This window comes from Pseudomonas sp. GW821-FHT07G06, assembly GCF_058986625.1.
Genome location: NZ_JBYSVW010000019.1, coordinates 43,376 through 65,605 on the forward strand (window position 1 = coordinate 43,376; position 22,230 = coordinate 65,605).

Below are 22,230 nucleotides of genomic sequence, written 5' to 3' on the forward strand. Positions count from 1 at the left end.
CATGAAACCTGTACAGATTCAATGCCACCCCATTGCTGAAAAGCCCTTCCCTGCGTTTACAGTCAAAAATATCAGTGCAAAAAAGTATCAGTTGAAGTGCGATGGATGATTTGTCTCGCCCTCCAATGAAGGTTGTAATCAGTGCACATTCTTCCTGCCTTCGGAAGACACAAAAACAATAACTGTCCTTCTGTAACCCGCCGGGTGCAGAAAAGGAGTGCACGATGCAACCTTCGGTAAAAGCCCTGCTTGCCCTCACCTGCATGACCCTCAGCAGCGTCAGCCTTGGCGCCCAGACCCTGACCATCGCTACCGTCAACAACAGCGACATGATCCGCATGCAAAAGCTCTCGAAAACCTTCGAGGCCGAGCACCCGGACATCAAGCTCAATTGGGTGGTACTCGAGGAAAACGTCCTGCGCCAGCGCCTGACCACCGACATCGCCACCCAGGGCGGGCAATTCGACGTGCTGACCATCGGCATGTACGAAGCGGCACTTTGGGGCGCCAAGGGCTGGCTGGAGCCGATGAAGGATTTGCCGGCCAGCTATGCCCTGGACGACGTGTTCCCGTCGGTGCGCGAAGGCTTGTCGGTCAAAGGCTCGCTGTACGCCCTGCCGTTCTACGCCGAAAGCTCGATCACCTATTACCGCACCGACCTGTTCAAGGACGCCGGCCTGAGCATGCCCGAGCGCCCGACCTGGGAGCAGATCGGTGAGTTCGCCGCCAAACTCAACAAACCGGACCAGGAACAGTACGGCATCTGCCTGCGGGGCAAGGCCGGCTGGGGCGAGAACATGGCGCTGGTCACCACCGTCGCCAACGCCTATGGCGCGCGCTGGTTCGACGAAAATTGGCAGCCGGAATTCAATGGGCCCGAGTGGAAGAATGCGCTGAACTTCTACGTCGATACCATGAAGAAATCCGGTCCGCCGGGTGCATCGAGCAACGGTTTCAACGAAAACCTGGCGCTGTTCAACAGCGGCAAATGCGCGATCTGGGTCGATGCCAGCGTCGCCGGCTCGTTCGTCACCGACAAGACCCAGAGCAAGGTCGCCGATCACGTCGGTTTCACCTATGCGCCGCATCAGGTCACGGACAAGGGTTCGGCCTGGTTGTACTCCTGGGCGCTGGCCATTCCGACCAGTTCCAAGGCCAAGGACGCGGCGAAAACCTTCAGCGCCTGGGCCACTTCCCGGGAATACAGCGCACTGGTCGCGGAAAAAGACGGCATCGCCAACGTTCCGCCGGGCACCCGGGCCTCGACCTACAGCGAGGCATACATGAGTGCCGCACCGTTCGCCAGGGTGACGCTCGAATCGCTCAAGGCCGCGGACCCGGGTAAGCCGACGCTGAAACCGGTGCCTTATATCGGCATCCAGCTGGTGACCATTCCCGAGTTCCAGGGCATTGGTACCCAGGTCGGCAAATCCTTCTCTGCGGCGCTGATCGGCCAGACCACGGTCGACCAGGCATTGGCGGCGGCCCAGCAAACCACCGAGCGCGAAATGAAGCGCGCCGGGTATCCCAAGTAACCCAAAACCCGCTCTCGCCTTCTGTGGGAGCGAGCCTGCTCGCGAAGAGGCCGGTACAGCCGACGCATTTTCGTGACTCAAACATTGCATTCGCGAGCAGGCTCGCTCCCACAGTTGAACTTCATTGCCTGTACCCAAACGGTTTAACGCCATGAATATTTCAACTGCCAAAGCTCACATGGACATTGCCCAGCCGCAGCGCAAAAGCCGCGTGGCCAATCCCGGCTGGTTTCTGGTCAGCCCTTCGGTGGCACTGCTGCTGTTGTGGATGATCGTGCCGCTGGGCATGACCCTCTACTTCTCGACGATTCGCTACAACCTGCTCGACCCCGGCGAGAACGCGTTCGTCGGGCTGGAGAACTTCACCTACTTCCTCACCGATTCAGGCTTCCTGCCCGGCGCCACCAACACCCTGTTGCTGGTGGGCAGCGTACTGTTGATCAGCGTGGTGTTCGGTGTGCTGATCAGTGCACTGCTGGAGGCCAGTGAGTTTTTCGGTCGCGGCATCGTGCGGGTGATGCTGATCTCGCCGTTTTTCATCATGCCCACGGTCGGCGCGCTGATCTGGAAGAACCTGATTTTCCACCCGGTGTCGGGGATCCTCGCCTACGTCTGGAAACTGTTCGGCGCACAACCGGTGGACTGGCTGGCGCACTACCCGTTGCTGTCGATCATCATCATTGTCTCGTGGCAATGGCTGCCGTTCGCCATCCTGATCCTGATGACCGCGATGCAGTCCCTCGACCAGGAACAGAAAGAGGCCGCACGCCTGGACGGTGCCGGTCCCATCGCGATCTTCTGGCACCTGACCCTGCCGCACCTGGCAAGACCGATTGCGGTGGTGGTGATGATCGAAACCATCTTCCTGCTCTCGGTGTTCGCCGAAATCTTCACCACCACCAACGGCGGCCCCGGCTACGCCTCGACCAACCTCGCCTACCTGATCTACAACCAGGCGCTGGTCCAGTTCGACGTCGGCATGGCCTCGGCGGGCGGCTTGATCGCGGTGGTCATCGCCAACATCGCGGCGATCATTCTGGTGCGGATGATCGGCAAAAACCTGACCGACAAAGCCTGAGGCCTGCCATGACTCTTCAACAATCCCGTCGTTTGCAAAGCCTGTTGCTCGGTACGTTGGCCTGGGCCATCGCGATCCTGATTTTCTTCCCGATCTTCTGGATGGTAATGACCAGTTTCAAGACCGAAATCGAGGCCTTCGCCACGCCGCCACAGTTCATCTTCACGCCGACGCTGGAGAACTACCTGCACATCAACGAGCGCAGCGATTACTTCAGCTTCGCCTGGAACTCGGTGGTGATTTCCTTCAGCGCCACGGCCCTGTGCCTGCTGATCGCGGTGCCGGCGGCCTACTCGATGGCGTTCTACGAAACCCGGCGCACCAGAGGCACGCTGCTGTGGATGCTCTCGACCAAGATGCTGCCGCCGGTGGGCGTGCTGATGCCGATCTACCTGCTGGCCAAGAGTTTCGGCCTGCTCGACACGCGGATCGCGCTGATCGTCATCTACACGCTGATCAACCTGCCGATCGTGGTCTGGATGGTTTACACCTACTTCAAGGACATCCCCCGAGACATCCTTGAAGCCGCGCGGCTGGATGGCGCAACGCTGGTCCAGGAGATGCTTCGGGTATTGCTGCCGATCGCCAAGGGTGGCCTGGCGTCCACGGTGCTGCTGTCGCTGATCCTGTGCTGGAACGAGGCCTTCTGGTCGCTGAACCTGACCTCGTCGAAAGCCGCGCCACTGACCGCCTTGATCGCTTCGTATTCGAGCCCCGAAGGGCTGTTCTGGGCCAAGTTGTCGGCGGTCTCGACCCTGGCCTGTGCGCCGATCCTGATCTTCGGCTGGATCAGTCAGAAACAGTTGGTCCGCGGCCTGTCGTTCGGCGCTGTGAAATGAATCAGAAGCAAAAGATCGCAGCCTTCGGCAGCTCCTACAGGGGAGTCGCGTTGCCTGGGGGCTCTGTGTAGGAGCTGCCGCAGGCTGCGATCTTTTGATCTTAAAGAACAACAACCGGAGGCCCACCACCATGGCCAACCTGAAAATCAAGAATCTGCAAAAAGGCTTCGAAGGTTTCTCCATCATCAAGGGCATTGACCTCGAAGTGAACGACAAGGAATTCGTGGTCTTCGTCGGCCCGTCGGGCTGCGGCAAATCCACGCTGCTGCGCCTGATCGCCGGGCTCGAAGAAGTCAGCGGCGGCACCATCGAACTCGATGGCCGCGACATCACCGAAGTGAGCCCGGCCAAGCGCGACCTGGCGATGGTGTTCCAGACCTACGCCCTGTACCCGCACATGAGCGTACGCAAGAACATGTCGTTCGCTCTCGACCTGGCCGGCGTGGCCAAAGCCGAAGTGGAGAAAAAGGTCAGCGAAGCGGCGCGCATCCTCGAACTGGGGCCGATGCTGGAACGCAAGCCCAAGCAACTGTCCGGCGGCCAGCGCCAGCGCGTGGCGATTGGCCGGGCCATCGTGCGCAACCCGAAAATCTTCCTGTTCGACGAACCGCTGTCCAACCTCGACGCCGCCCTGCGCGTGCAGATGCGCCTGGAATTGCTGCGCCTGCACAAAGACCTGCAAGCGACGATGATCTACGTCACCCATGACCAGGTCGAAGCCATGACCATGGCCGACAAAGTAGTTGTGCTCAATGGCGGCAAGATCGAGCAAGTCGGTTCGCCGCTGGATCTCTACCACCAGCCCGCCAACCTGTTCGTCGCCGGCTTCCTGGGCACGCCGAAAATGGGCTTCCTCAAGGGCAAGGTCACCCGCGTCGACAGCCAGGGCTGCGAAGTGCAACTGGACGCCGGCACCCGCATCAGCCTGCCCTTGAGCGGATCCCGTCTGAGCGTCGGCAGCGCAGTGACCCTGGGCATTCGCCCGGAACACCTGGAACTGGCAAAGCCCGGCGACTGCACCTTGCAGGTCACCGCCGATGTCAGCGAACGCCTGGGCAGCGACACGTTCTGCCACGTCCGGACTTCTTCCGGCGAAGCCCTGACCATGCGCGTTCGCGGCGACCTGGCCAGCCGCTACGGCGAAACCCTGAGCCTGCACCTGGACGCGCAACACTGCCATTTATTCGATGCCGACGGCATGGCGTTGCCCCGCCCGTTGCGCGTTGCCGCCTGATCCCAGAGAGACTGTGATGAAACTCAATAAACAGAACCTCAACCGCCTCGCACCCGGTGTGGCCCTGCCCGCCTACGCGTTGGGCGATACCCGTCAGGGCATTGCGCACATCGGCGTCGGCGGTTTCCATCGCGCCCACCAGGCGTTTTACACCGATGCGCTGATGAACACCGGAGAAGGCCTGGACTGGGCCATTTGCGGCGTCGGCCTGCGTGCCGAGGACCGCCGCGCCCGTGACGATCTCAAGAATCAGGACTACCTGTTCACCCTGTTCGAGCTCGGCGATGGCGACGACACCGAAGTGCGGGTGATCGGGGCCATCCGCGACATGCTGCTGGCCGAAGACGACACCCGGGCGTTGATCGACAAACTGGCCAGTCCCGAGATCCGCATCGTCTCGCTGACCATCACCGAAGGCGGTTACTGCATCGACGACAGCACCGGTGAGTTCATGGCGCACTTGCCGCAGATCCAGCATGACCTCGCGCACCCCGACACGCCAACGACCGTGTTCGGCTTGCTCTGTGCCGCACTGGCCAGGCGCCGCGCCGCCGGCACAGCGGCCTTCACCCTGATGTCCTGCGATAACCTGCCGCACAATGGCGCCGTCACCCGCAAGGCCCTGCTGGCCTTCGCCGCCTTGCACGACAGCCCCCTGCGCGACTGGATCGGCGCCAACGTCAGTTTCCCCAACGCCATGGTCGACCGCATCACGCCGATGACCAGCACCCGACACCGCCTGCAACTGGCGGACCGGCACGGGGTGGACGATGCCTGGCCGGTGGTCTGCGAACCCTTCGTGCAATGGGTGCTGGAAGACAAATTCGTCAACGGTCGCCCGGCCTGGGAAAAGGTCGGCGTGCAATTCACCGACGACATCACGCCCTACGAAGACATGAAGATCAAGCTGCTCAACGGCAGCCATCTGGCGCTGACCTACCTGGGATTCCTGAAGGGTTACCGTTTCGTCCACGAGACCATGAACGACCCGCTCTTCGTGCGCTATATGCGCGCCTACATGGACCTGGACGTGACGCCGCAACTGGCCCCGGTGCCGGGAATCGACCTGACCGAGTACAAAAACACCCTGGTGGCGCGCTTCTCCAATCAGGCGATTGCCGACCAGCTTGAACGGGTGTGTTCGGACGGTTCGTCGAAGTTTCCGAAATTCACCGTGCCGACCATCAACCGCCTGATCGCCGATGGCCGCGAGACCAAACGTGCGGCCTTGGTGGTGGCGGCGTGGGCCTTGTATCTGAAGGGCGTGGATGAACATGGCGACACGTACAGCATTCCCGATCCTCGTGCCGAGTTCTGCCAGGCGCTGGTGGCCGATGATGTGCTGATCACCCAGCGCTTGCTGGCGGTCGAGGAGATCTTCGGTACGGCGATACCCCGCTCGGCGGAGTTTGTCGCGGCGTTCGAGTGGTGCTGCAACAGTTTGCGTGAGGTGGGGGTGTCGCGGACGCTGGAGCGGGTGTTGGCGTAAGGACGGTGGTGTGACAACTGCCGTCTTCGCGAGCAGGCTCGCTCCCACAGGAGATCTTCAGTGGACACACATGTTGTGCTCGACGGATATCCATGTGGGAGCGAGCCTGCTCGCGAAGAGGGTCTACTGATATCGAAGGATCTTGCATGACAACCCAACAACTCTTCCTCGGCATCGACTGCGGCACCCAGGGCACCAAGGCCATCATCCTCGACGCGGTCAGTGGTGAAGTGCTCGGCCAGGGAGCGGCCAGCCACAGCCTGATCAGCGCGGCCAATGGCCGCCGCGAACAGGACACCCAGCAGTGGCTGGAAGCCTTCGCCACCGCCACCCGCCGCGCATTGCTCGCGGCCAGGGTCGATGGCCAGTCGATTCTCGGCATTGGCGTTTCCGGCCAGCAGCATGGCCTGGTGCTGCTCGACGATCAGGGCCAGGTGCTGCGTCCGGCCAAGCTCTGGTGCGACACCGAAACCACGCCGGAGAATGACCGTCTCCTGGCCCACCTCGGCGGCGAAAAGGTTTCGCTGGAGCGCCTCGGCGTGGTCATCGCGCCGGGCTATACCCTATCCAAACTGCTCTGGACCAAAGAGCAGCATCCCGAAGTGTTTTCCCGGATCGCCCGTATCCTGCTGCCCCACGACTACCTCAACCATTGGCTCACCGGCCGCAGTTGCAGCGAATACGGTGATGCCTCGGGCACCGGGTACTTCAATGTGCGTACCCGGCAGTGGGATGTGCAGTTGTTGCGCGACATCGACCCCAGCGGACGCCTGCAAGCGGCGCTACCCGAACTGATCGATGCGAACCAGGCGGTTGGCACGATTCTGCCGGACATTGCCGAACACCTGGGCATCAACCCGCGGGCATGGGTGTCCAGTGGCGGCGGCGACAACATGATGGGGGCCATCGGCACCGGCAATATCCAGCCCGGCGCAATCACCATGAGCCTCGGCTCGTCAGGCACGGTGTACGCCTATGCCGACCGGCCGAACGTCGCCCCGGATTCCGCAGTCGCCACGTTCTGTTCTTCCAGCGGCGGCTGGCTGCCATTGATCTGCACCATGAACCTGACCAATGCCACCGGCCTGATTCGCGACCTGCTGGACCTCGATATCGATCAGTTCAACGCTCTGGTTGCCAAAGCGCCCATCGGTGCCGAAGGCGTGAGCATGTTGCCGTTCTTCAACGGCGAGCGGGTGCCCGCCCTGCCCCATGCCAGCGGCAGCCTGTCGGGCCTGACCATGAGCAACCTGACCCGGGCCAACCTGTGCCGCGCGGTCGTCGAAGGCACGACATTCGGTTTGCGTTACGGACTGGACCTGCTACGCCACAATGGCTTACAAAGCCGCAGCATTCGGCTGATCGGTGGTGGTTCGAAAAGCGCGGTGTGGCGGCAGATCGTCGCCGATACCATGAATACCCCGGTGATCTGCACTGAACAAAGCGAGGCCGCGGCCCTGGGTGCGGCGATCCAGGCGGCTTGGTGCGTATCCTGGACAAACGGGAACGAACTCAGCCTGGCAGACCTGTGCGAGCGCTGCGTGAAGCTCGACCCGACCAGTGAAACCCTGCCGGTCGCCGACAATGTAAGTGCCAGTCAGCAGGCTTATGAACGTTATCGACAGCATGTCGCAACCCTTTGAAGAGTGAACAACTATGTACCTGGTGTGTGGCGAAGCGCTGTTCGATTTTTTCAGTGAGGACGACGCCAGCGGTCTGGCGTCCAAAGTGAATTTCAAAGCCATCGCCGGTGGCTCGCCGTTCAACGTGGCCGTGGGATTGCGCCGGTTGGGCGTGGATTCGGCGCTGTTGGCCGGGTTGTCCACCGACTACCTGGGCCGGCGTCTGTTGCAGGTCCTGCAGGATGAAGGTGTGCGCCAGGACTTCCTGCTGGATTTCGGCGCGCCGACCACCCTGGCGATGGTCGCCGTAGGCGCCAATGGCTCGCCGCAATACAGCTTCCGTGGCGAAGGCTGCGCCGATCGACAGTTGCAGCCGGAGCACCTGCCGGCACTCGGGCCTGAAGTGCGCGGCCTGCATATCGGATCGTTTTCCCTGGTGGTGCAGCCGGTTGCCGACACCCTGTTGGCATTGGTGCGCCGGGAAAGCGGCAAACGCCTGATCAGCCTCGACCCGAACGTGCGCCTGAACCCGGAACCGGACATTGAACGGTGGCGTAACCGGATCGCAACCCTGGTGGAATTGGCCGACCTGATCAAGGTCAGCGACGAGGACCTGCATCTGTTGTACCCAGGCCAGGACCCGGCGCAAGTGATCGAGGGCTGGATGCAGCATCGCTGCCAGCTGGTGTTCCTGACCCGGGGCGGCGAAGGCGCGACCGTGTTCAGCCGGGTTCACGGCTCTTGGTCGGCTCCGGCCTGCGCGGTAAAAATCGCCGACACCGTGGGCGCAGGGGATACCTTTCAAGCGGCGTTGATTGCCTGGTTGACCGAGCAGCAACTGGATTCGGTGGAGGGTGTAAAGCAACTTGGCCGCGAACAGATCGACGGCATGCTGAAGTTCGCGGTGCAGGCGGCGGCGTTGACGTGCAGCAAGACCGGGCCGGATCTGCCTTATCGGGAGCAGTTGAATCTGCACTGAATTTGAGGGCCCCTTCGCGAGCAGGCTCGCTCCCACAGGGTTGTGGGAGCGAGCTTGCTCGCGATGACTTTCTATCAGGCGCTCGATGGTCTTAACTGATACACAGGATCGCGCCTTCGCGACAGGCGGCGTTCAGCCGGGTTAACCCTCGTTTAACCGTGCGGTCCAACACTTCACTGGACCGCACGCCCTCAGACTGTTCTGACGCCCGGTGCGGCAGGTTCGACAAGCCACACATCGAACTGACTTCCCGTACGCACTGGAGATCGCTGATGAACACTCGCACCTTGCTGGTTACCGCCGCCTTCGCCTGCACCGCGTTTGCCGGCCTGGCCCAGGCCAATGACACCGCTACTTCTCAGGCCGTGCCCTACCACTACGGCATGCCATTGCATGTCAGCAAAGTGATTTCACTGACCGAGCCAGACACCTTGGAGTGCAAGGTGGTGAAGGCCGACATGAAGTACCTCGATGAAACGGGAAAACCCGCAGAAATCACCTACCGTAAACTTTCCGACGCCTGCGAGAACCAAGGCTGACCGAAACGTCTGATTTGACACCAGGCAGTATTCCTTTGAGGGCTGCGGCGCTATGCTCTAGCGCCTCCCTCACTGCCCGCAAGGATTGGCCATGCAGTTTTCGTTTCGCACGTTGTCGATGTTTACCGCCGCCTTATGTCTTTTGCTGAGCCTTGTCTGGGGTTTGGCACCTCAGTGGCTACTGTCGCTGTGGGGGATCGAATTTTCATTCGTGGCCGGATTGGTCGCGCGCCGCACCGCCGTGCTGTTCGCAGCGTTTAGCGTGATCTCTTACCTGGTTCGCAACGCGCCCCCTTGTGCAACCCGCAATGCGCTGAGCCTCGGCTTCGTCGTCGGCTGCTGGGGATTGGCCGTGCTGGGTTTTGCCGAATGGCTCGCCGGCCATGTCGGGCCGGGCATGTTGCTGGCTGTCGGGCTTGAACTGGCGCTGGGCCTGGCGTTCTTCCAGACCCGGCGCGTGTCGGTGGAACTCGAAACTGCAGGTTAAAGCGCCCTGCCCAGCATCGAGTGTGGCTCGACTTCTACGTGATGCTGTCTGGAACGCAGTTGGGCGATCAACTCGTTTATTTCCCGACAACCATTGAGTCCGGAGGCATCGATGCCGGTGACCATCAGATCGAGCTGATCGGTTTGCCCGTCGGCATAGATCTTCACGGTCATCGACAGATCCGGTGACAACGTGCACTCGCAACGTTTGGGTAAAAAGCTGGCTTCGATGATATTGCGAAGTTCCAAGGCAGAAAGAAACATGGCGACCTTCTCCTTTGTGAGACTGCCAATCAACATCAACGCTCGCTCGTATGCGCTCTCATATAAAAGCTCGGCAAGCTTCAAGGACAGCTACAGCATAAAACATACCCCGGATCTCGGAGCGCAGTTCATCGGCAATTCAAGGGTTTAGGCCTGTCACCTGTAAAACCTGCCGTGCAGTTTGCATTGTACACCCCTGGCGCCCCTGCAATTTGCACGTTGGGCGCCGCGGGTTTGCATTCGCTGCACACGACAGTGAAAATGCCGCCCTTCACTTCAAGCAAGGAGGCATCATGAATTCTTTGACTGTTAACGCCTGCACAGCGCTGTTCGCACTGGGGGTTGCCGGTATGGCGCACGCCGCCAAACTCGAAGACACCGCGCCCTATCCGAAAGCCGGGAGCGGTTTTACCCGCCAAGTGATTCACCTCGCGCCACAGCCCCGGGAAGACGACTTCCAGGTCGAGATCCTGGCCGGCAAAACCATGACCGTAGATTGCAACCGCCCTCGTCTGGGCGGCATTCTCGAAGAGAAAAACCTCGAGGGTTGGGGCTACCCTTTCTATCGCCTGGAAAAAGTCATTGGCCCGATGAGTACGCTGATGGCCTGCCCGGACGGCACGAGCAAACAGGATTTTGTGCCGGTGGTCGGTGACGGCTTCCTGCTGCGTTACAACAGCAAGCTGCCGCTCGTGCTGTATGTGCCCAAGGACATCGAAGTGCGCTACCGAATCTGGTCGGCGTCGAACAAGGTCGAGAAGGCCATTCAGGAATAACCCGGGCATCTGCTGTTGGCCTGCACCCGGGTCATGCCGGCGCGCGGCTCAACGCGGCGCGCTCGGCCACATGCCCCAGGCTGTCAAAATTGATGTTGGCACCGGAGTCGATGGCGACCAGCGTCTGGCCGCGGACCCCGCTGCGTGCCACGTACTGCTTGATTCCGGCCACGGCCAGCGCACCGGAAGGTTCGGTGATCGAGCGGGTATCGTCGTAGATATTCTTGATGGCGGCGCAAAGCTCGTCATTGCTGACCGTCACCACCTCATCAACGCAAAACCGGCAGACCTCAAAACCGTAAGCGCCGATCTGCGCCACCGCCACCCCATCGGCAAAGGTCCCGACCCTGGGCAGGATCACTCGCTCACCGGCCAGCAACGCGGCTTGCAGGCACGCCGAATGCTCCGACTCGACGCCAACGATGCGCACCTGCGGCTGCAAGTATTTGATGTAAGCGGCGATGCCGGCGATCAGCCCCCCGCCACCCACCGGCACGAAGATCGCATCCAGCGGACCTTGATGCTGACGCAGGATTTCCATGGCCACCGTGCCTTGGCCCGCGATCACATCCGGATCGTCAAAGGGCGATACAAAGGTGCGACCGCTTTCCCCGGCCAACGCCAGTGCATAGGCCAGTGCAAACGGAAAACTCTCGCCATGCAATATCGCATCGGCGCCCCGGCTACGAACCCCGATCACCTTCAATTGCGGCGTCGTGCAAGGCATTACGATGGTGGCGCTGATTCCCAACTCCCGAGCCGCCAGCGCCACACCCTGCGCATGATTGCCGGCAGAAGCGGTGACCACGCCGCGAGCTTTTTGCGCTTCGCTCAGTTGCACCAGCTTGTTGTAGGCGCCGCGGATCTTGAAGGAAAAGGTCGGTTGCAGGTCTTCGCGCTTGAGCAGGATCTGGTTGCCCAGTGCCTCGGACAAGGCCGGGGCCGCTTGCAACGGCGTGCGCACCGCCAGTTCATACACCGGCGCGGCAAGGATTTTTTTGACGTAGCGTTCAAGCAAGGCTTGCTGGTCGGTTGTAAAACTCATGGTCGTCTCCTGACATTGATCGGGGCCCGGGAGACAGAAAGTAAAAACCCGCCTCGAGGGCGGGTTGGGTGCTGCAGTCGTGAGCTAGCCCGCCAAATGAGGAATGGCGGTAATAATGCTTGGCTGGCAGCGCAATACGGTGGAAGTCATGGCTCGAAATTAGCCGGGCGTTGATGGCAAGTCAATGGCAAATTTGTGCAGATCCCTCTAGGCTGCCGATTCCAGTCATTGCCCAAGGAAGGAACACATGAATGCCATTGCCCTGCCCCTTATCGCCCTGATCGCCTTTGCCGGCTATACCCTTTCGGTGATGCTCCAGGCCGAACAATCGCTGATCGACTTCGGCATCAGCCTGATGTCACGTCCCGATACTGCGCAAGTGGTGATCGATCTTTACTTGCTGGCGACGCTGGCGGGTATCTGGATGTACCGGGATGCGCGAAAGCGCGGGCTGTCGGCGGTTGCGGTGGTGCCTTATCTATTGATCACCGCTGTGTTTGTGTCGGTTGGTCCATTGTTGTATCTGGTGGTGCGCGGGGTTCAGGATCGTAAGAGATTGGCGGCCGCGACTCGGCAAATCTGACCCGGCCCCCTGCGGTGAAGCTGATATTGCTTTCGCGAGCAGGCTCGCTCCCACAGGGATTGACCTGCACCGCCCTCACTTCGCCAACCGCTTGAGCCCCACCACCATCGCCCCCGCCCCGATCATCATCGTCGACAGCAGCAAGGGGTAGGAAACCCACCACGGTGTCCCCGCCGTCATCATGCTGAACTCGGACATACCGCCGATGCTCGCAATCAGGTTCAACGGCAAAAACACCACGTTGATCAACGTCAGCTTGCGCAGCAGGTTGTTCATGCTGTTGTTCATCAGGTTGCCCCGGGCGTCGATGAGGCCGGAGAACACCGTCGAATAGATTTCCGCCTGCTTGTAACACTGGTTGTTTTCGATGATCAGGTCATCGATCAGGCTGATGGCCTCGGCGTTGAAGCCCTGCTTTTGCGCATGATTTCGCAGTCGGTTCAGGACCGCGCCATTGCTGTGAATCGCATTGATGTAATAGATCAGGCTTTCGCTGAGGTTGAACATCTGGATCAGGTGCTGATTCTGCATCGAGGCGTTGAATTTCTGCTGCAATTCCCGGGCGATCAGCTTGATCACCTTCAAGTGCCCCAGATAGTGGTGGATGTTGTTGAACAGCAGATCGAGCAGGACATCCAGTGGCGTGTCGAGCGCCTGGCGCTTGCCGAGCCCGTTGAGCGGTGCGTCATCGGTGGCGATCACCAGCAAGCGCCCCGGAGAAAACAGCAGGCCACAGGACGACACCTGGAACCCCAGGTTGTCGGCGCCGGAGTAACTGTCCGGACGCTTCCAGATCAGGAACAGGTTGTCGGGATGGAATTCGATGCGCGACACCTCGTCCGGGTCCAGCGCCGAGGCCAAGGCGTGTTCGTCGAGTTTGAAATGACGGTGCAGCAGGTCGCGCTCGGCCGCATCGGGGTCACTGAACAGCATCACCTCGGCATCCAGTCGCTCGACGGCCTGCAGCGTTCCACCGCTCAACTGAAAACTCTTGATCATCGCTGCATCACCAGGCCTGGCCGCGACGTTTAAGCTCCAGGCGCCGAACGAACTCCTCCAGCACCAGTGAATACAGATCGTCCTGCAGGTAGGCGTCTTCGATGCCGGCGTCCATGTTCGGGTTGTCGTTGACCTCGATCACCACCACTTTGTCGCCGGACTGTTTGAGGTCGACCCCGTAGAGGCCATCGCCGATCAGGTTGGCCGTCTTCACCGCCAGTTCCACCACCGCACGCGGCGCTTCGTGAACCGCCAGGGTGCGGCATTCACCGTTGATGTCCTGGCCCTTGGCCTTGTGGTTGTAGATTTGCCAGTGCCCCTTGGACATGAAGTACTGGCAGGCAAAGATCGGTTTACGGTTGAGTACACCGATGCGCCAGTCGTACTCGGTGTAGAAGAACTCCTGGGCCAGCAACAGCACCGAGTGTTCGAACAGTTCGGCGGTGGCTTCGAGCAACGCCTGCTGGCTCTCGACCTTGATCACGCCCCGGGAGAAACAACCGTCGGGGATCTTCAACACCAGCGGAAAGCCCAGTCGTTCGCCCACCCGTTCAAAGTCTTCCGGTCGCTCCTTGTAGAGGATTTCAGTGGCGGGCATGCCCAATTGATGACTCTTGAGCAGGTCGGTCAGATACACCTTGTTGGTGCAGCGCAGGATCGACGTCGGATCGTCCATCACCACCAGCCCTTCGCTCTCGGCTTTCTTGGCAAAGCGATAAGTATGGTTGTCGACGCTGGTGGTCTCGCGGATCAGCAGGCCGTCGTATTCGGCGATCCGCGCATAGTCCCTGCGCTCGATCAGTTCGACGTCGATGCCCAGGGTCCTGCCGACCCGGACGAAGTTGTCCAGCGCCCTGGCATTCGACGGCGGCAGGGCTTCCTGAGGATCGTGCAGGATGGCCAGGTCGTAGCGGGCCAGCCGTCGTGAGCGCGGCAGGCGCCAGATCTTGCGGCTGAAACTGTCGAGGGAGTGGGCAAATTGATCTTCCTGATCCTCCCGCAACTTGTGCAACGCCCCCGACTTGATGCCTTCGATATGCCAGCCGTTAGTTCGGCGGAATTCAACTAACAAGATCGGACAGGCAAACACTTCAAATAATTGCCTGGCCAGATCCTGCAAAGGTTCGATATTGGTCTTGCCGAAATACAACGTCAGGGTAAACCCTTCGGTGTCACTGTAAGCGTGATGACTGAGGGCTTTTTCCAGGGTTTTATCCAGGTCGTCAAGCGCCAGGCCATAAAGGGATTTGCGGGTCAGTTCGCTGATGGTTCGCACCGACGGAATCACCTTGTGTCCACGGGCTTCAGCCAGCAGCGAACAGTAGTAACCGTGCCCCAGGTACTTGTAGCTGCGGCACAGGTTGATGACCTGCACGCGCTTGCCCTGCCCATTGTCGCGGGTTTGTTCCAGATACTCCTGGGCCGTGACGATGTCCTCGCTGGGAAAATAGGAGGCCCAGTCTTCCTTGCGTTCGACGATGATAATCAACTGACTGGAAGTTTTATTGGAGTCATTTAAATAAGTTGCCGAAGTGATTGCCGTCGGCAAAGTTTGCTCGGATACTTCGCGCCAATGACCTTGTACCGCTGACATAGTGATTGATCCGTTGGAGAACAAGACCTTTCCTATTAAGCACGAACTTTTTCGAAAGTCCCGTTTCGTTACGCAACTTTTACGGCGGTCATTATGAATACAGTTTTTCGTTTAGCGGTAATAGAGGACTTACCCGCACTGCTGCAACTTGAAGAGCAATGCTTTACCACCGACCGGCTCAACAGCCGCAGCTTTCAATGGATGATCAGCCGCGCCAACGGGCAACTACTCGTGGCCCAGCGCGGCGAGCATCTGCTGGGTTACGCCCTGGTGCTTTTCCACCGCGGTACGTCGCTGGCGCGTCTCTATTCGATAGCCATCGCGGCACAGGCGCGGGGCAATGGCCTGGGCAAGCAACTGCTCGATCGCACCGAAGCCATTGCCCTGGAACACGATTGCGCCTATTTGCGTCTGGAGGTGCGTATCGACAATCCGGCGGCGATTGCCCTGTATGAACGTAACGGGTACCGGCGCTTTGCCCTGGTCCACGACTACTATCAGGACCACGCCGATGCGCTGCGCCTGGAAAAACGCATCCTCCAGCACCGCGAATCACGCAACATTCAAGTGCCCTACTACGCGCAGACCACCGATTTCACCTGCGGTCCGGCCTGCCTGCTCATGGCCATGGGCGCGTTGCAGCCGGGGCGTTTGCCGGAGCGGCGTGAAGAACTGCAAATCTGGCGCGAGGCAACCACCGTGTTCATGACCTCCGGCCACGGTGGTTGCAGCCCGCAAGGCCTGGCATTGGCGGCCTGGCGCCGCGAGTTTCGGGTGCGCCTGCAACTGAGCAAGGCCGGGCCGTTGTTCCTTGACGGGGTGCGGGATGAGCATAAAAAAGACGTAATGCGCCTGGTGCACGAAGAGTTCACCGCGCAGTTGCTTGCCAGCGACGTCGTGTGCGAGATCGGCGGCTCACTGAATCTTGCGCAACTGCTGGAGCATGGCGGGCAACCGTTGGTGCTGATCAGCAGCTATCGCCTGACCCGCTCCAAATCGCCGCACTGGGTGATAGTGACCGATTGCGATGAAGAATTTGTCTATCTGCACGATCCCGATGTGGACCACAGCCAGCATCGCCAGGCCATGGACTGCCAGCACCTGCCGGTCAGCCATGGGGAGTTCGAGAAGATGTGCAGCTTTGGCCGGGACAAATTGAGGGCGGCTGTGATTGTGTATGGAAAGAAGTAGTCGCTGCATCTGTGGTGGTTCTCACACCGCCTTCGCGCTCCCACACTTGAAATGCATTCCCCTGTGGGAGCGGGCTTGCTCGCGAAGGCGGCGTGTGAACTTCACTTCAATCCGACTTTATACAATTCACCATCCTCTTCATCGGTCAACACATACAAATACCCATCCGGCCCCTGCCGCACATCGCGAATGCGCTTTCTCAACGCCCCGAGCAAGCGCTCCTCGTGCACCACCTTGTCGCCGTTGAACTCGAGACGAATCAGCTCCTGGCTGACCAACGCGCCGATAAACACGTTGCCTTGCCAGGCCTTGAACCGATCGGCATCGTAGAACGCCATGCCGCTCAGGCCCGGGGACTTCTCCCAGACATGGTTCGGGGCAACGGTGCCTTCAACGGTTTCCCCCCTGGCTTCGGGAATCGGTTTACCGGAGTAGTTGATGCCATGGGTCGCCAGCGGCCAGCCGTAATTCCTGCCACGCTCGATGATGTTGATTTCATCGCCGCCCAGAGGGCCGTGCTCGTTTTCCCACAGCGTGCCGTTCCACGGGTTGAGCGCCGCGCCTTGCGGGTTGCGCTGGCCGTAGGACCAGATTTCCGGGCGCACGTTGGCTTGGCCGACAAAGGGGTTGTCCTTGGGCACCGTGCCGTCCGGGTAGATTCGCACCACCTTGCCTTGCAGCTTGTCGAGGTCCTGGGCGGTCGGGCGTTCGTTGTTTTCCCCCAGCGTCACGAACAGATAGCCGTCGCGATCGAACACCAGCCGCGATCCAAAATGGTTGCCTTCCGAGAGCTTGGGTTCCTGGCGCAGGATCACCCGGAAATCCTTGATCGCCGTCAGATCGTCGGAGAGCCGGCCGCGCCCCACCGCAGTACCGGCTTTATTGTCCTCTCCACCCCCTTCGGCATAGGACAGATAGACCATCCGGTCCTGTTTGAAATCGGGTGACAGCGCGACATCCAGCAAGCCGCCCTGCCCCTTGGCCCAGACCGTTGGTACGCCATTGAGCGGTGCCGACAGCTTGCCGTCGGCGGTGATCAGCCGCAGGTTGCCGGGCCGCTCGGTGACCAGCATGCTTTTACCATCCGGCAGGAATGCCAGCGCCCAAGGGTGCTCCAGCCCCGTCACGACGGGGGTCACCTCGAGTGTGCCCTCTTCGCTTTTCATCGTCTGGGGGGGCGCGGCAAGCACAGGGACAGTGGCGGCGATCAATACGCTGGCACAGAGGATTGCCAATGAGTTTTTGCGCAACATGCAGACTCCTTTTCTGATGATCATGAGGCCTGGAAAAAACCCTGGGCACAGGTCATGCCGGCCACTCAACGGTTGCCGGTGCCGGTGTCTCGCGGCGCAGGATTGGGAATGAATGTCGGTGGGCTGGCGGGAACGCTCCGCTCGGGGTAGCGATTACCGATGCCGCCGTTGTCCAGTGTCGGCGGGCGCGGGACCGGCACGGTATTGGGCCCGCGAATGGCCGGGGCACTGGGTCGGGTGCCTTGCATGCTGTTGGGGTTGGCCCGGTTGATCGGGCTGCTGTAAGGATTGTTGTTGGTGCTGCCCGGCAGGTTCTGGGCCATGCGCAACGAAGCAGAGGTGTCGGCCTCGACCATTGGGCCCAGTACGGCACTCAGGGCCAGCGCAAGGGCGCCAGACACGTATCGGTTCATGGGGGTGCCTCGCTACGTCACGTGGATAAGGACTTCGATATCACGCTACGCCCGGGGTTCGTATTTGTTAACAAAAACCTCCCCGGCAAGATGTAACACGACGTTGATCCGATTAAAGGAACGGCCACACAGGCCACGGAAACTTTTGCTCGAGGCCGCAGGTCACCTGAACATCACTCGCGAGTAGACGACCATGGCACGGGCAATCTGGAAAGGCGCAATCAGCTTCGGACTGGTGCATATCCCCGTGGCGCTGGTCTCGGCAACGTCTTCCCAGGGCGTCGATTTCGACTGGCTCGACAGCCGCAGCATGGACCCGGTGGGCTATAAGCGTGTCAACAAGGTCACGGGCAAGGAAGTCACCAAGGAGCACATCGTCAAGGGCGTGCAATACGAAAAGGGTCGGTACGTGGTGCTCAGTGAGGAGGAGATCCGCAGCGCTCACCCGCTCTCGACCCAGACCATCGACATTTTTTCCTTTGTCGACGGCGAGCAGATTCCCTTGCAGAACATCGACACGCCTTACTACCTGGCGCCCGACAAGCGCGGCGGCAAGGTCTATGCCCTGCTGCGCGAAACCCTGAGCAAAACCGGCAAGGTCGCCCTCGCCCATGTGGTACTGCATACCCGCCAGCACCTGGCCGCGCTGATGCCCCTGGAGTCGGCGCTGGTGCTGGTGATGCTGCGCTGGCCGGCGGAAGTCCGAAGCCTCGATGAGTTGGCGCTGGGCAGCGAAGTGACCCGGCCGGAACTGGCCAAGGGCGAACTGGACATGGCCAGGCGCCTGGTGGAGGACATGAGCGCCCAGTGGTCGCCGCAAGACTATCGGGATGGTTTCGAGGACAAGATCATGGCCCTGGTGGACAAGAAGGCCCATGAAGGCAAGATTGAAGACGTCGAGACCGCCTCGGGTGAAGAGCTACGTAAAACGGCAGATGTCATTGACCTGACCGAGCTGCTCAAGCGTAGCCTGGGCAGCAAGGGTACAACGGCAAAACCGAAAGCGAGCAGCAAACCGGCCGCGAAGAAGAAAGCCAGCAAGTGATTGGCTGGATGTCCCGGCCTCTTCGTCGGAACGCCGCCCGGAGCAAGCCCGCTCCCACAAGGATTTTCGCAGTAAGGCAGATCGTGCCTTACACCGTTCGCGAAGGCGTGTTGCGCCTGAACGAAACAATCAGATCAGAATGATGACCACCAGCAACCCGGCGAAGATCGACCACTTTTCGAGGTAGTAAAGCTTGCGGTTGCGTTTTTTCAGTTGCTTGCCGTGCAGGCGAACCTTGTAGATCTTGCCAAACAGGCGGTTGAGGCCACCGGTCCTGTCGCCCGCCTCGTTGGGCGCACCCGCCGCCGACATGACATGGCGACTGAACCAGCGATTGAATGCCGCTGCCCACCTGTATTTCATCGGCCGCTCGACGTCGCAGAACAAAATGATGCGGTTCTGCTGCGTGGTGTTTTCCGCGTAATGAATGTAGGTCTCATCGAACATCACCGCTTCGCCATCGCGCCAATGGTAGTCCTGGCCATCGACATTGATGTAGCAACCCTCGGCGTTGGGGGTTTCGAGCCCCAGGTGATAACGGTACGAACCGGCATACGGGTCGCGGTGGCGCACCAGTCTGGACCCCGGTGGCAACTCGGCGAACATTGCCGCCTTGATCGAACCAATGCCCTGCACCAGCTCGGTGGTGCGCGGGCAGAGCTTCATGGCCGATGGATGGCTGTCGCCGTACCACTTGAGATAGAAGCGCTTCCAGCCGGTCTTGAAAAACGAGTTGAAACCGACGTCATCGAATTGGTCCGAACGCTTGATCTCGCCGGCCCGAAGCAAATTCTGGCCTTCGGCGCGAATTTCTTCCCAATGCGCCTGCAGCGGGCTCAGGTCGGGAAAGTCGGCCGGGTCGAGATAGGGTCTGTTGGGGATTTTCGAAAACAGATAAAGAAAGCAATTGATCGGCGCCAGAAACGTCGAGTGATCACTCAACTGGCGGCCCAGCTTATGGCGCACCTGGCCACGCAGGTGGACATACGCAATAGAGACAACGTAGATAACGGCAATGATCAGTTTCACGGAAATCGTCACACGTCAGAAGAAAACAAACTGCGCCCTTTACCGGCATGCCGGTCCCCGGGTCTTGTGCAGCGGCTGAAAACGAAACAGCGGCCCTGTAGTGCCATCGAGCTACGCCGACGATCGGCGCTCAGCCGACGGATGGCATTTTAGCCACAGTTTGTAACCAATAGTTAACCTGTAACTGTGAAAAACTGTCTACAAAATCCGCCGAAACGTCACTGCGGCCTCAACGCCCTATCGTTTAAAGAGCCAGACCAGTACAATCGCCGCCAAACTTTACGCGCCCCCAGGTTGAAAGCGGGAAAATCCCCTTTCAGCGCACGTCGACTCGGGCCAGGCGCGCCACATGCTGCTGTCCACTTAATGCCAGATGGAACTTCCACTGCCGACCGGGATGAATGTCCCGCGGTCCGGACAGTGGAAACGGGTACTGAACCGGTACTGCCGCAACCCTAGCTACTCTGAATGCTTCGCAGGAAAAACCTTTGATTTCTACAGCTAACATCACGATGCAGTTCGGCGCCAAGCCGCTCTTCGAAAACGTTTCGGTCAAGTTCAACGGTGGCAACCGTTACGGCCTGATCGGCGCCAACGGTTGCGGCAAGTCGACCTTCATGAAGATCCTCGGCGGCGACCTCGAGCCGTCCGGCGGCCAGGTCATGCTGGAGCCGAACGTGCGCCTGGGTAAATTGCGCCAGGACCAGTTCGCCTACGAAGAATTCACCGTGATCGACACCGTGATCATGGGTCACGAAGAGCTGTGGAAGGTCAAGGCCGAGCGCGACCGCATCTATTCGCTGCCGGAAATGAGCGAAGAAGACGGCATGGCCGTGGCCGAGCTGGAAACCGAATTCGCTGAAATGGACGGCTACACCGCCGAATCCCGCGCCGGTGAACTGCTGCTGGGCCTGGGTATTCCCCTAGAACAGCATTTTGGTCCGATGTCCGAAGTGGCTCCGGGCTGGAAGCTGCGCGTATTGCTGGCCCAGGCGCTGTTCTCCGATCCGGAAGTGCTGTTGCTCGACGAACCGACCAACCACCTGGACATCAACACCATTCGCTGGCTGGAATCGATTCTCACCGTGCGTAACAGCACCATGATCATCATTTCCCACGACCGTCACTTCCTCAACAGCGTCTGCACCCACATGGCCGACCTGGACTATGGCGAGCTGCGCCTGTTCCCGGGCAACTACGACGAGTACATGACCGCGGCGACCCAGTCCCGCGAGCAATTGCTGTCGGACAACGCCAAGAAGAAAGCCCAGATCGCCGAACTGCAAACGTTCGTCAGCCGCTTCTCGGCCAACGCCTCGAAAGCCAAGCAAGCCACTTCCCGCGCCAAGCAGATCGACAAGATCCAGCTGGCCGAAGTCAAGCCATCGAGCCGCGTGAGCCCGTTCATCCGCTTCGAACAGACCAAGAAACTGCACCGCCAGGCCGTGACCATCGAGCAGATGTCCAAGGGCTTCGACGGCAAGACCCTGTTCAAGAACTTCAGCTTCACCGTCGAAGCCGGCGAGCGCGTGGCGATCATCGGCCCGAACGGTATCGGCAAGACCACCCTGCTGCGTACCTTGATGGGTGAGCTGACCCCGGACGCCGGTTCCGTGAAGTGGACCGAAAGCGCGGAGCTGGGCTACTACGCCCAGGACCACGCCCATGACTTCGAAGACGACGTCAGCCTGTTCGACTGGATGGGCCAGTGGACCCAGGGCGAGCAGATCATTCGCGGCACTTTGGGTCGCATGCTGTTCTCCAACGACGAGATCCTCAAGTCGGTCAAGGTCATTTCCGGTGGTGAGCAAGGCCGCATGCTGTTCGGCAAGCTGATCCTGCAAAAGCCGAACGTTCTGGTGATGGACGAACCGACCAACCACCTGGACATGGAATCCATCGAGGCGCTGAACCTGGCGCTGGAAAACTACCCGGGCACGCTGATCTTCGTCAGCCACGACCGTGAGTTCGTATCGTCCCTGGCCACCCGCATCATCGAGTTGAGCCCGAACGGCGTGACCGACTTCAGCGGCACCTATGATGACTACCTGCGCAGTCAGGGTGTGGTGTTCTAAGGGCTACCAAAAGCCTTTAGCTGTAAGTGAAAAGCCCTGTCCTTTGTGACGGGGCTTTTTGTTTTTTTGAAGATCAAAAGATCGCAGCCTTCGGCAGCTCCTACAGGGTGTACGCCGTCAAATGTAGGAGCTGCCGAAGGCTGCGATCTTTTAATCGTTAGC

The 22,230-nt window shown here is 60.1% G+C and carries 21 protein-coding genes; 14 read left to right on the forward strand and 7 right to left on the reverse strand.

The genetic code is table 11. The annotated features are described in order from the left end of the window. Positions 1 to 224 precede the first annotated feature (224 nt). From AC3WJW_RS25540 to AC3WJW_RS25580, 9 genes are all read left to right on the forward strand, one after another. Entirely contained in the window at positions 225 to 1,535 is a 1,311-nt protein-coding gene (locus AC3WJW_RS25540) for an ABC transporter substrate-binding protein (protein WP_493727893.1), read from the forward strand. Between the two features lie 151 nt (positions 1,536 to 1,686). Beyond that, positions 1,687 to 2,613: a carbohydrate ABC transporter permease gene (locus tag AC3WJW_RS25545; RefSeq protein ID WP_493727894.1), complete on the forward strand. Its 927-nt coding sequence runs from the start codon at positions 1,687 to 1,689 to the stop codon at positions 2,611 to 2,613. Between the two features lie 8 nt (positions 2,614 to 2,621). Further along, positions 2,622 to 3,452 (forward strand): carbohydrate ABC transporter permease, encoded by an 831-nt coding sequence (locus AC3WJW_RS25550; RefSeq protein ID WP_493727895.1) that lies wholly within the window; start codon positions 2,622 to 2,624, stop codon positions 3,450 to 3,452. 130 nt (positions 3,453 to 3,582) lie between these two features. Next, complete coding sequence (locus AC3WJW_RS25555) at positions 3,583 to 4,686, forward strand: ABC transporter ATP-binding protein (protein WP_493727896.1); 1,104 nt, start codon at positions 3,583 to 3,585, stop codon at positions 4,684 to 4,686. 16 nt (positions 4,687 to 4,702) lie between these two features. Next, complete coding sequence (locus AC3WJW_RS25560; RefSeq protein ID WP_493727897.1) at positions 4,703 to 6,175, forward strand: mannitol dehydrogenase family protein; 1,473 nt, start codon at positions 4,703 to 4,705, stop codon at positions 6,173 to 6,175. A 146-nt stretch (positions 6,176 to 6,321) separates the two neighbouring features. After that, positions 6,322 to 7,818, forward strand: a complete 1,497-nt coding sequence (xylB, locus tag AC3WJW_RS25565) for a xylulokinase (RefSeq protein ID WP_493727898.1) — start codon at positions 6,322 to 6,324, stop codon at positions 7,816 to 7,818. A gap of 13 nt (positions 7,819 to 7,831) precedes the next feature. Beyond that, entirely contained in the window at positions 7,832 to 8,776 is a 945-nt protein-coding gene (locus tag AC3WJW_RS25570) for a carbohydrate kinase family protein (RefSeq protein ID WP_493727899.1), read from the forward strand. Between the two features lie 272 nt (positions 8,777 to 9,048). Then, positions 9,049 to 9,315, forward strand: coding sequence for a DUF2790 domain-containing protein (locus AC3WJW_RS25575; protein WP_493727900.1), 267 nt, complete (start codon positions 9,049 to 9,051; stop codon positions 9,313 to 9,315). A 91-nt stretch (positions 9,316 to 9,406) separates the two neighbouring features. After that, positions 9,407 to 9,802, forward strand: a complete 396-nt coding sequence (locus AC3WJW_RS25580) for a hypothetical protein (RefSeq protein WP_095966704.1) — start codon at positions 9,407 to 9,409, stop codon at positions 9,800 to 9,802. Here the strand turns inward: AC3WJW_RS25580 and AC3WJW_RS25585 are convergent. After that, complete coding sequence (locus AC3WJW_RS25585; RefSeq protein WP_493727901.1) at positions 9,799 to 10,065, reverse strand: DUF1652 domain-containing protein; 267 nt, start codon at positions 10,063 to 10,065, stop codon at positions 9,799 to 9,801. The two genes, AC3WJW_RS25580 and AC3WJW_RS25585, sit on opposite strands and share 4 nt — an antisense overlap. A gap of 293 nt (positions 10,066 to 10,358) precedes the next feature. Here AC3WJW_RS25585 and eco point away from each other — a divergent pair, with 293 nt between their 5' ends. Beyond that, positions 10,359 to 10,841 (forward strand): serine protease inhibitor ecotin, encoded by a 483-nt coding sequence (eco, locus tag AC3WJW_RS25590; RefSeq protein ID WP_493727902.1) that lies wholly within the window; start codon positions 10,359 to 10,361, stop codon positions 10,839 to 10,841. Between the two features lie 31 nt (positions 10,842 to 10,872). Here the strand turns inward: eco and ilvA are convergent, their stop codons facing one another. Beyond that, a complete protein-coding gene (ilvA, locus tag AC3WJW_RS25595; protein WP_493727903.1) occupies positions 10,873 to 11,886 on the reverse strand; it encodes a threonine ammonia-lyase, biosynthetic in 1,014 nt (337 codons plus the stop codon). A 247-nt stretch (positions 11,887 to 12,133) separates the two neighbouring features. Here ilvA and AC3WJW_RS25600 point away from each other — a divergent pair, with 247 nt between their 5' ends. Continuing rightward, complete coding sequence (locus AC3WJW_RS25600) at positions 12,134 to 12,469, forward strand: DUF2834 domain-containing protein (protein ID WP_493727904.1); 336 nt, start codon at positions 12,134 to 12,136, stop codon at positions 12,467 to 12,469. 75 nt (positions 12,470 to 12,544) lie between these two features. On the opposite strand, the gene AC3WJW_RS25605 is transcribed toward AC3WJW_RS25600, so the two are convergent. After that, entirely contained in the window at positions 12,545 to 13,468 is a 924-nt protein-coding gene (locus tag AC3WJW_RS25605) for a magnesium transporter CorA family protein (protein ID WP_493727905.1), read from the reverse strand. A 7-nt stretch (positions 13,469 to 13,475) separates the two neighbouring features. Beyond that, positions 13,476 to 15,062 (reverse strand): RimK family ATP-grasp domain-containing protein, encoded by a 1,587-nt coding sequence (locus AC3WJW_RS25610; protein ID WP_493727906.1) that lies wholly within the window; start codon positions 15,060 to 15,062, stop codon positions 13,476 to 13,478. 93 nt (positions 15,063 to 15,155) lie between these two features. On the opposite strand from AC3WJW_RS25610, the gene AC3WJW_RS25615 reads away from it, so the two are divergent. After that, entirely contained in the window at positions 15,156 to 16,253 is a 1,098-nt protein-coding gene (locus tag AC3WJW_RS25615; RefSeq protein WP_493727907.1) for a GNAT family N-acetyltransferase/peptidase C39 family protein, read from the forward strand. A 101-nt stretch (positions 16,254 to 16,354) separates the two neighbouring features. On the opposite strand, the gene AC3WJW_RS25620 is transcribed toward AC3WJW_RS25615, so the two are convergent. Together AC3WJW_RS25620 and AC3WJW_RS25625 are read right to left on the reverse strand one after the other, a co-directional pair. Further along, positions 16,355 to 17,506 (reverse strand): PQQ-dependent sugar dehydrogenase, encoded by a 1,152-nt coding sequence (locus AC3WJW_RS25620; RefSeq protein WP_493727908.1) that lies wholly within the window; start codon positions 17,504 to 17,506, stop codon positions 16,355 to 16,357. A gap of 65 nt (positions 17,507 to 17,571) precedes the next feature. After that, the gene (locus AC3WJW_RS25625) at positions 17,572 to 17,919 is read right to left on the reverse strand and encodes a hypothetical protein (protein WP_493727909.1); all 348 of its coding nucleotides are present in this window, start codon (positions 17,917 to 17,919) and stop codon (positions 17,572 to 17,574) included. Positions 17,920 to 18,112: 193 nt separating this feature from the next. On the opposite strand from AC3WJW_RS25625, the gene ku reads away from it, so the two are divergent. Beyond that, positions 18,113 to 18,964, forward strand: coding sequence for a non-homologous end joining protein Ku (ku, locus tag AC3WJW_RS25630; RefSeq protein WP_493727910.1), 852 nt, complete (start codon positions 18,113 to 18,115; stop codon positions 18,962 to 18,964). 129 nt (positions 18,965 to 19,093) lie between these two features. On the opposite strand, the gene lpxO is transcribed toward ku, so the two are convergent. Then, the gene (gene lpxO / locus AC3WJW_RS25635; RefSeq protein ID WP_493727911.1) at positions 19,094 to 19,993 is read right to left on the reverse strand and encodes a lipid A hydroxylase LpxO; all 900 of its coding nucleotides are present in this window, start codon (positions 19,991 to 19,993) and stop codon (positions 19,094 to 19,096) included. A gap of 488 nt (positions 19,994 to 20,481) precedes the next feature. Between lpxO and AC3WJW_RS25640 the strand changes: the two genes are divergently transcribed. After that, the gene (locus AC3WJW_RS25640) at positions 20,482 to 22,068 is read left to right on the forward strand and encodes an ABC-F family ATPase (RefSeq protein WP_033044478.1); all 1,587 of its coding nucleotides are present in this window, start codon (positions 20,482 to 20,484) and stop codon (positions 22,066 to 22,068) included. Positions 22,069 to 22,230: the final 162 nt, after the last annotated feature.

Coding starts and splice junctions, on each gene's coding strand:
- AC3WJW_RS25610 (WP_493727906.1), bottom strand. CDS start 15,062: ATGTCAGCGGTACAAGGTCATTGGCGCGAAGTATCCGAGCAAACTTTG.
- AC3WJW_RS25570 (WP_493727899.1), top strand. CDS start 7,832: ATGTACCTGGTGTGTGGCGAAGCGCTGTTCGATTTTTTCAGTGAGGAC.
- AC3WJW_RS25555 (WP_493727896.1), top strand. CDS start 3,583: ATGGCCAACCTGAAAATCAAGAATCTGCAAAAAGGCTTCGAAGGTTTC.
- ilvA (WP_493727903.1), bottom strand. CDS start 11,886: ATGAGTTTTACAACCGACCAGCAAGCCTTGCTTGAACGCTACGTCAAA.
- AC3WJW_RS25620 (WP_493727908.1), bottom strand. CDS start 17,506: ATGTTGCGCAAAAACTCATTGGCAATCCTCTGTGCCAGCGTATTGATC.
- AC3WJW_RS25625 (WP_493727909.1), bottom strand. CDS start 17,919: ATGAACCGATACGTGTCTGGCGCCCTTGCGCTGGCCCTGAGTGCCGTA.
- ku (WP_493727910.1), top strand. CDS start 18,113: ATGGCACGGGCAATCTGGAAAGGCGCAATCAGCTTCGGACTGGTGCAT.
- AC3WJW_RS25615 (WP_493727907.1), top strand. CDS start 15,156: ATGAATACAGTTTTTCGTTTAGCGGTAATAGAGGACTTACCCGCACTG.
- xylB (WP_493727898.1), top strand. CDS start 6,322: ATGACAACCCAACAACTCTTCCTCGGCATCGACTGCGGCACCCAGGGC.
- eco (WP_493727902.1), top strand. CDS start 10,359: ATGAATTCTTTGACTGTTAACGCCTGCACAGCGCTGTTCGCACTGGGG.
- AC3WJW_RS25550 (WP_493727895.1), top strand. CDS start 2,622: ATGACTCTTCAACAATCCCGTCGTTTGCAAAGCCTGTTGCTCGGTACG.
- AC3WJW_RS25545 (WP_493727894.1), top strand. CDS start 1,687: ATGAATATTTCAACTGCCAAAGCTCACATGGACATTGCCCAGCCGCAG.
- AC3WJW_RS25580 (WP_095966704.1), top strand. CDS start 9,407: ATGCAGTTTTCGTTTCGCACGTTGTCGATGTTTACCGCCGCCTTATGT.
- AC3WJW_RS25560 (WP_493727897.1), top strand. CDS start 4,703: ATGAAACTCAATAAACAGAACCTCAACCGCCTCGCACCCGGTGTGGCC.
- AC3WJW_RS25605 (WP_493727905.1), bottom strand. CDS start 13,468: ATGATCAAGAGTTTTCAGTTGAGCGGTGGAACGCTGCAGGCCGTCGAG.
- AC3WJW_RS25585 (WP_493727901.1), bottom strand. CDS start 10,065: ATGTTTCTTTCTGCCTTGGAACTTCGCAATATCATCGAAGCCAGCTTT.
- AC3WJW_RS25575 (WP_493727900.1), top strand. CDS start 9,049: ATGAACACTCGCACCTTGCTGGTTACCGCCGCCTTCGCCTGCACCGCG.
- AC3WJW_RS25540 (WP_493727893.1), top strand. CDS start 225: ATGCAACCTTCGGTAAAAGCCCTGCTTGCCCTCACCTGCATGACCCTC.
- AC3WJW_RS25600 (WP_493727904.1), top strand. CDS start 12,134: ATGAATGCCATTGCCCTGCCCCTTATCGCCCTGATCGCCTTTGCCGGC.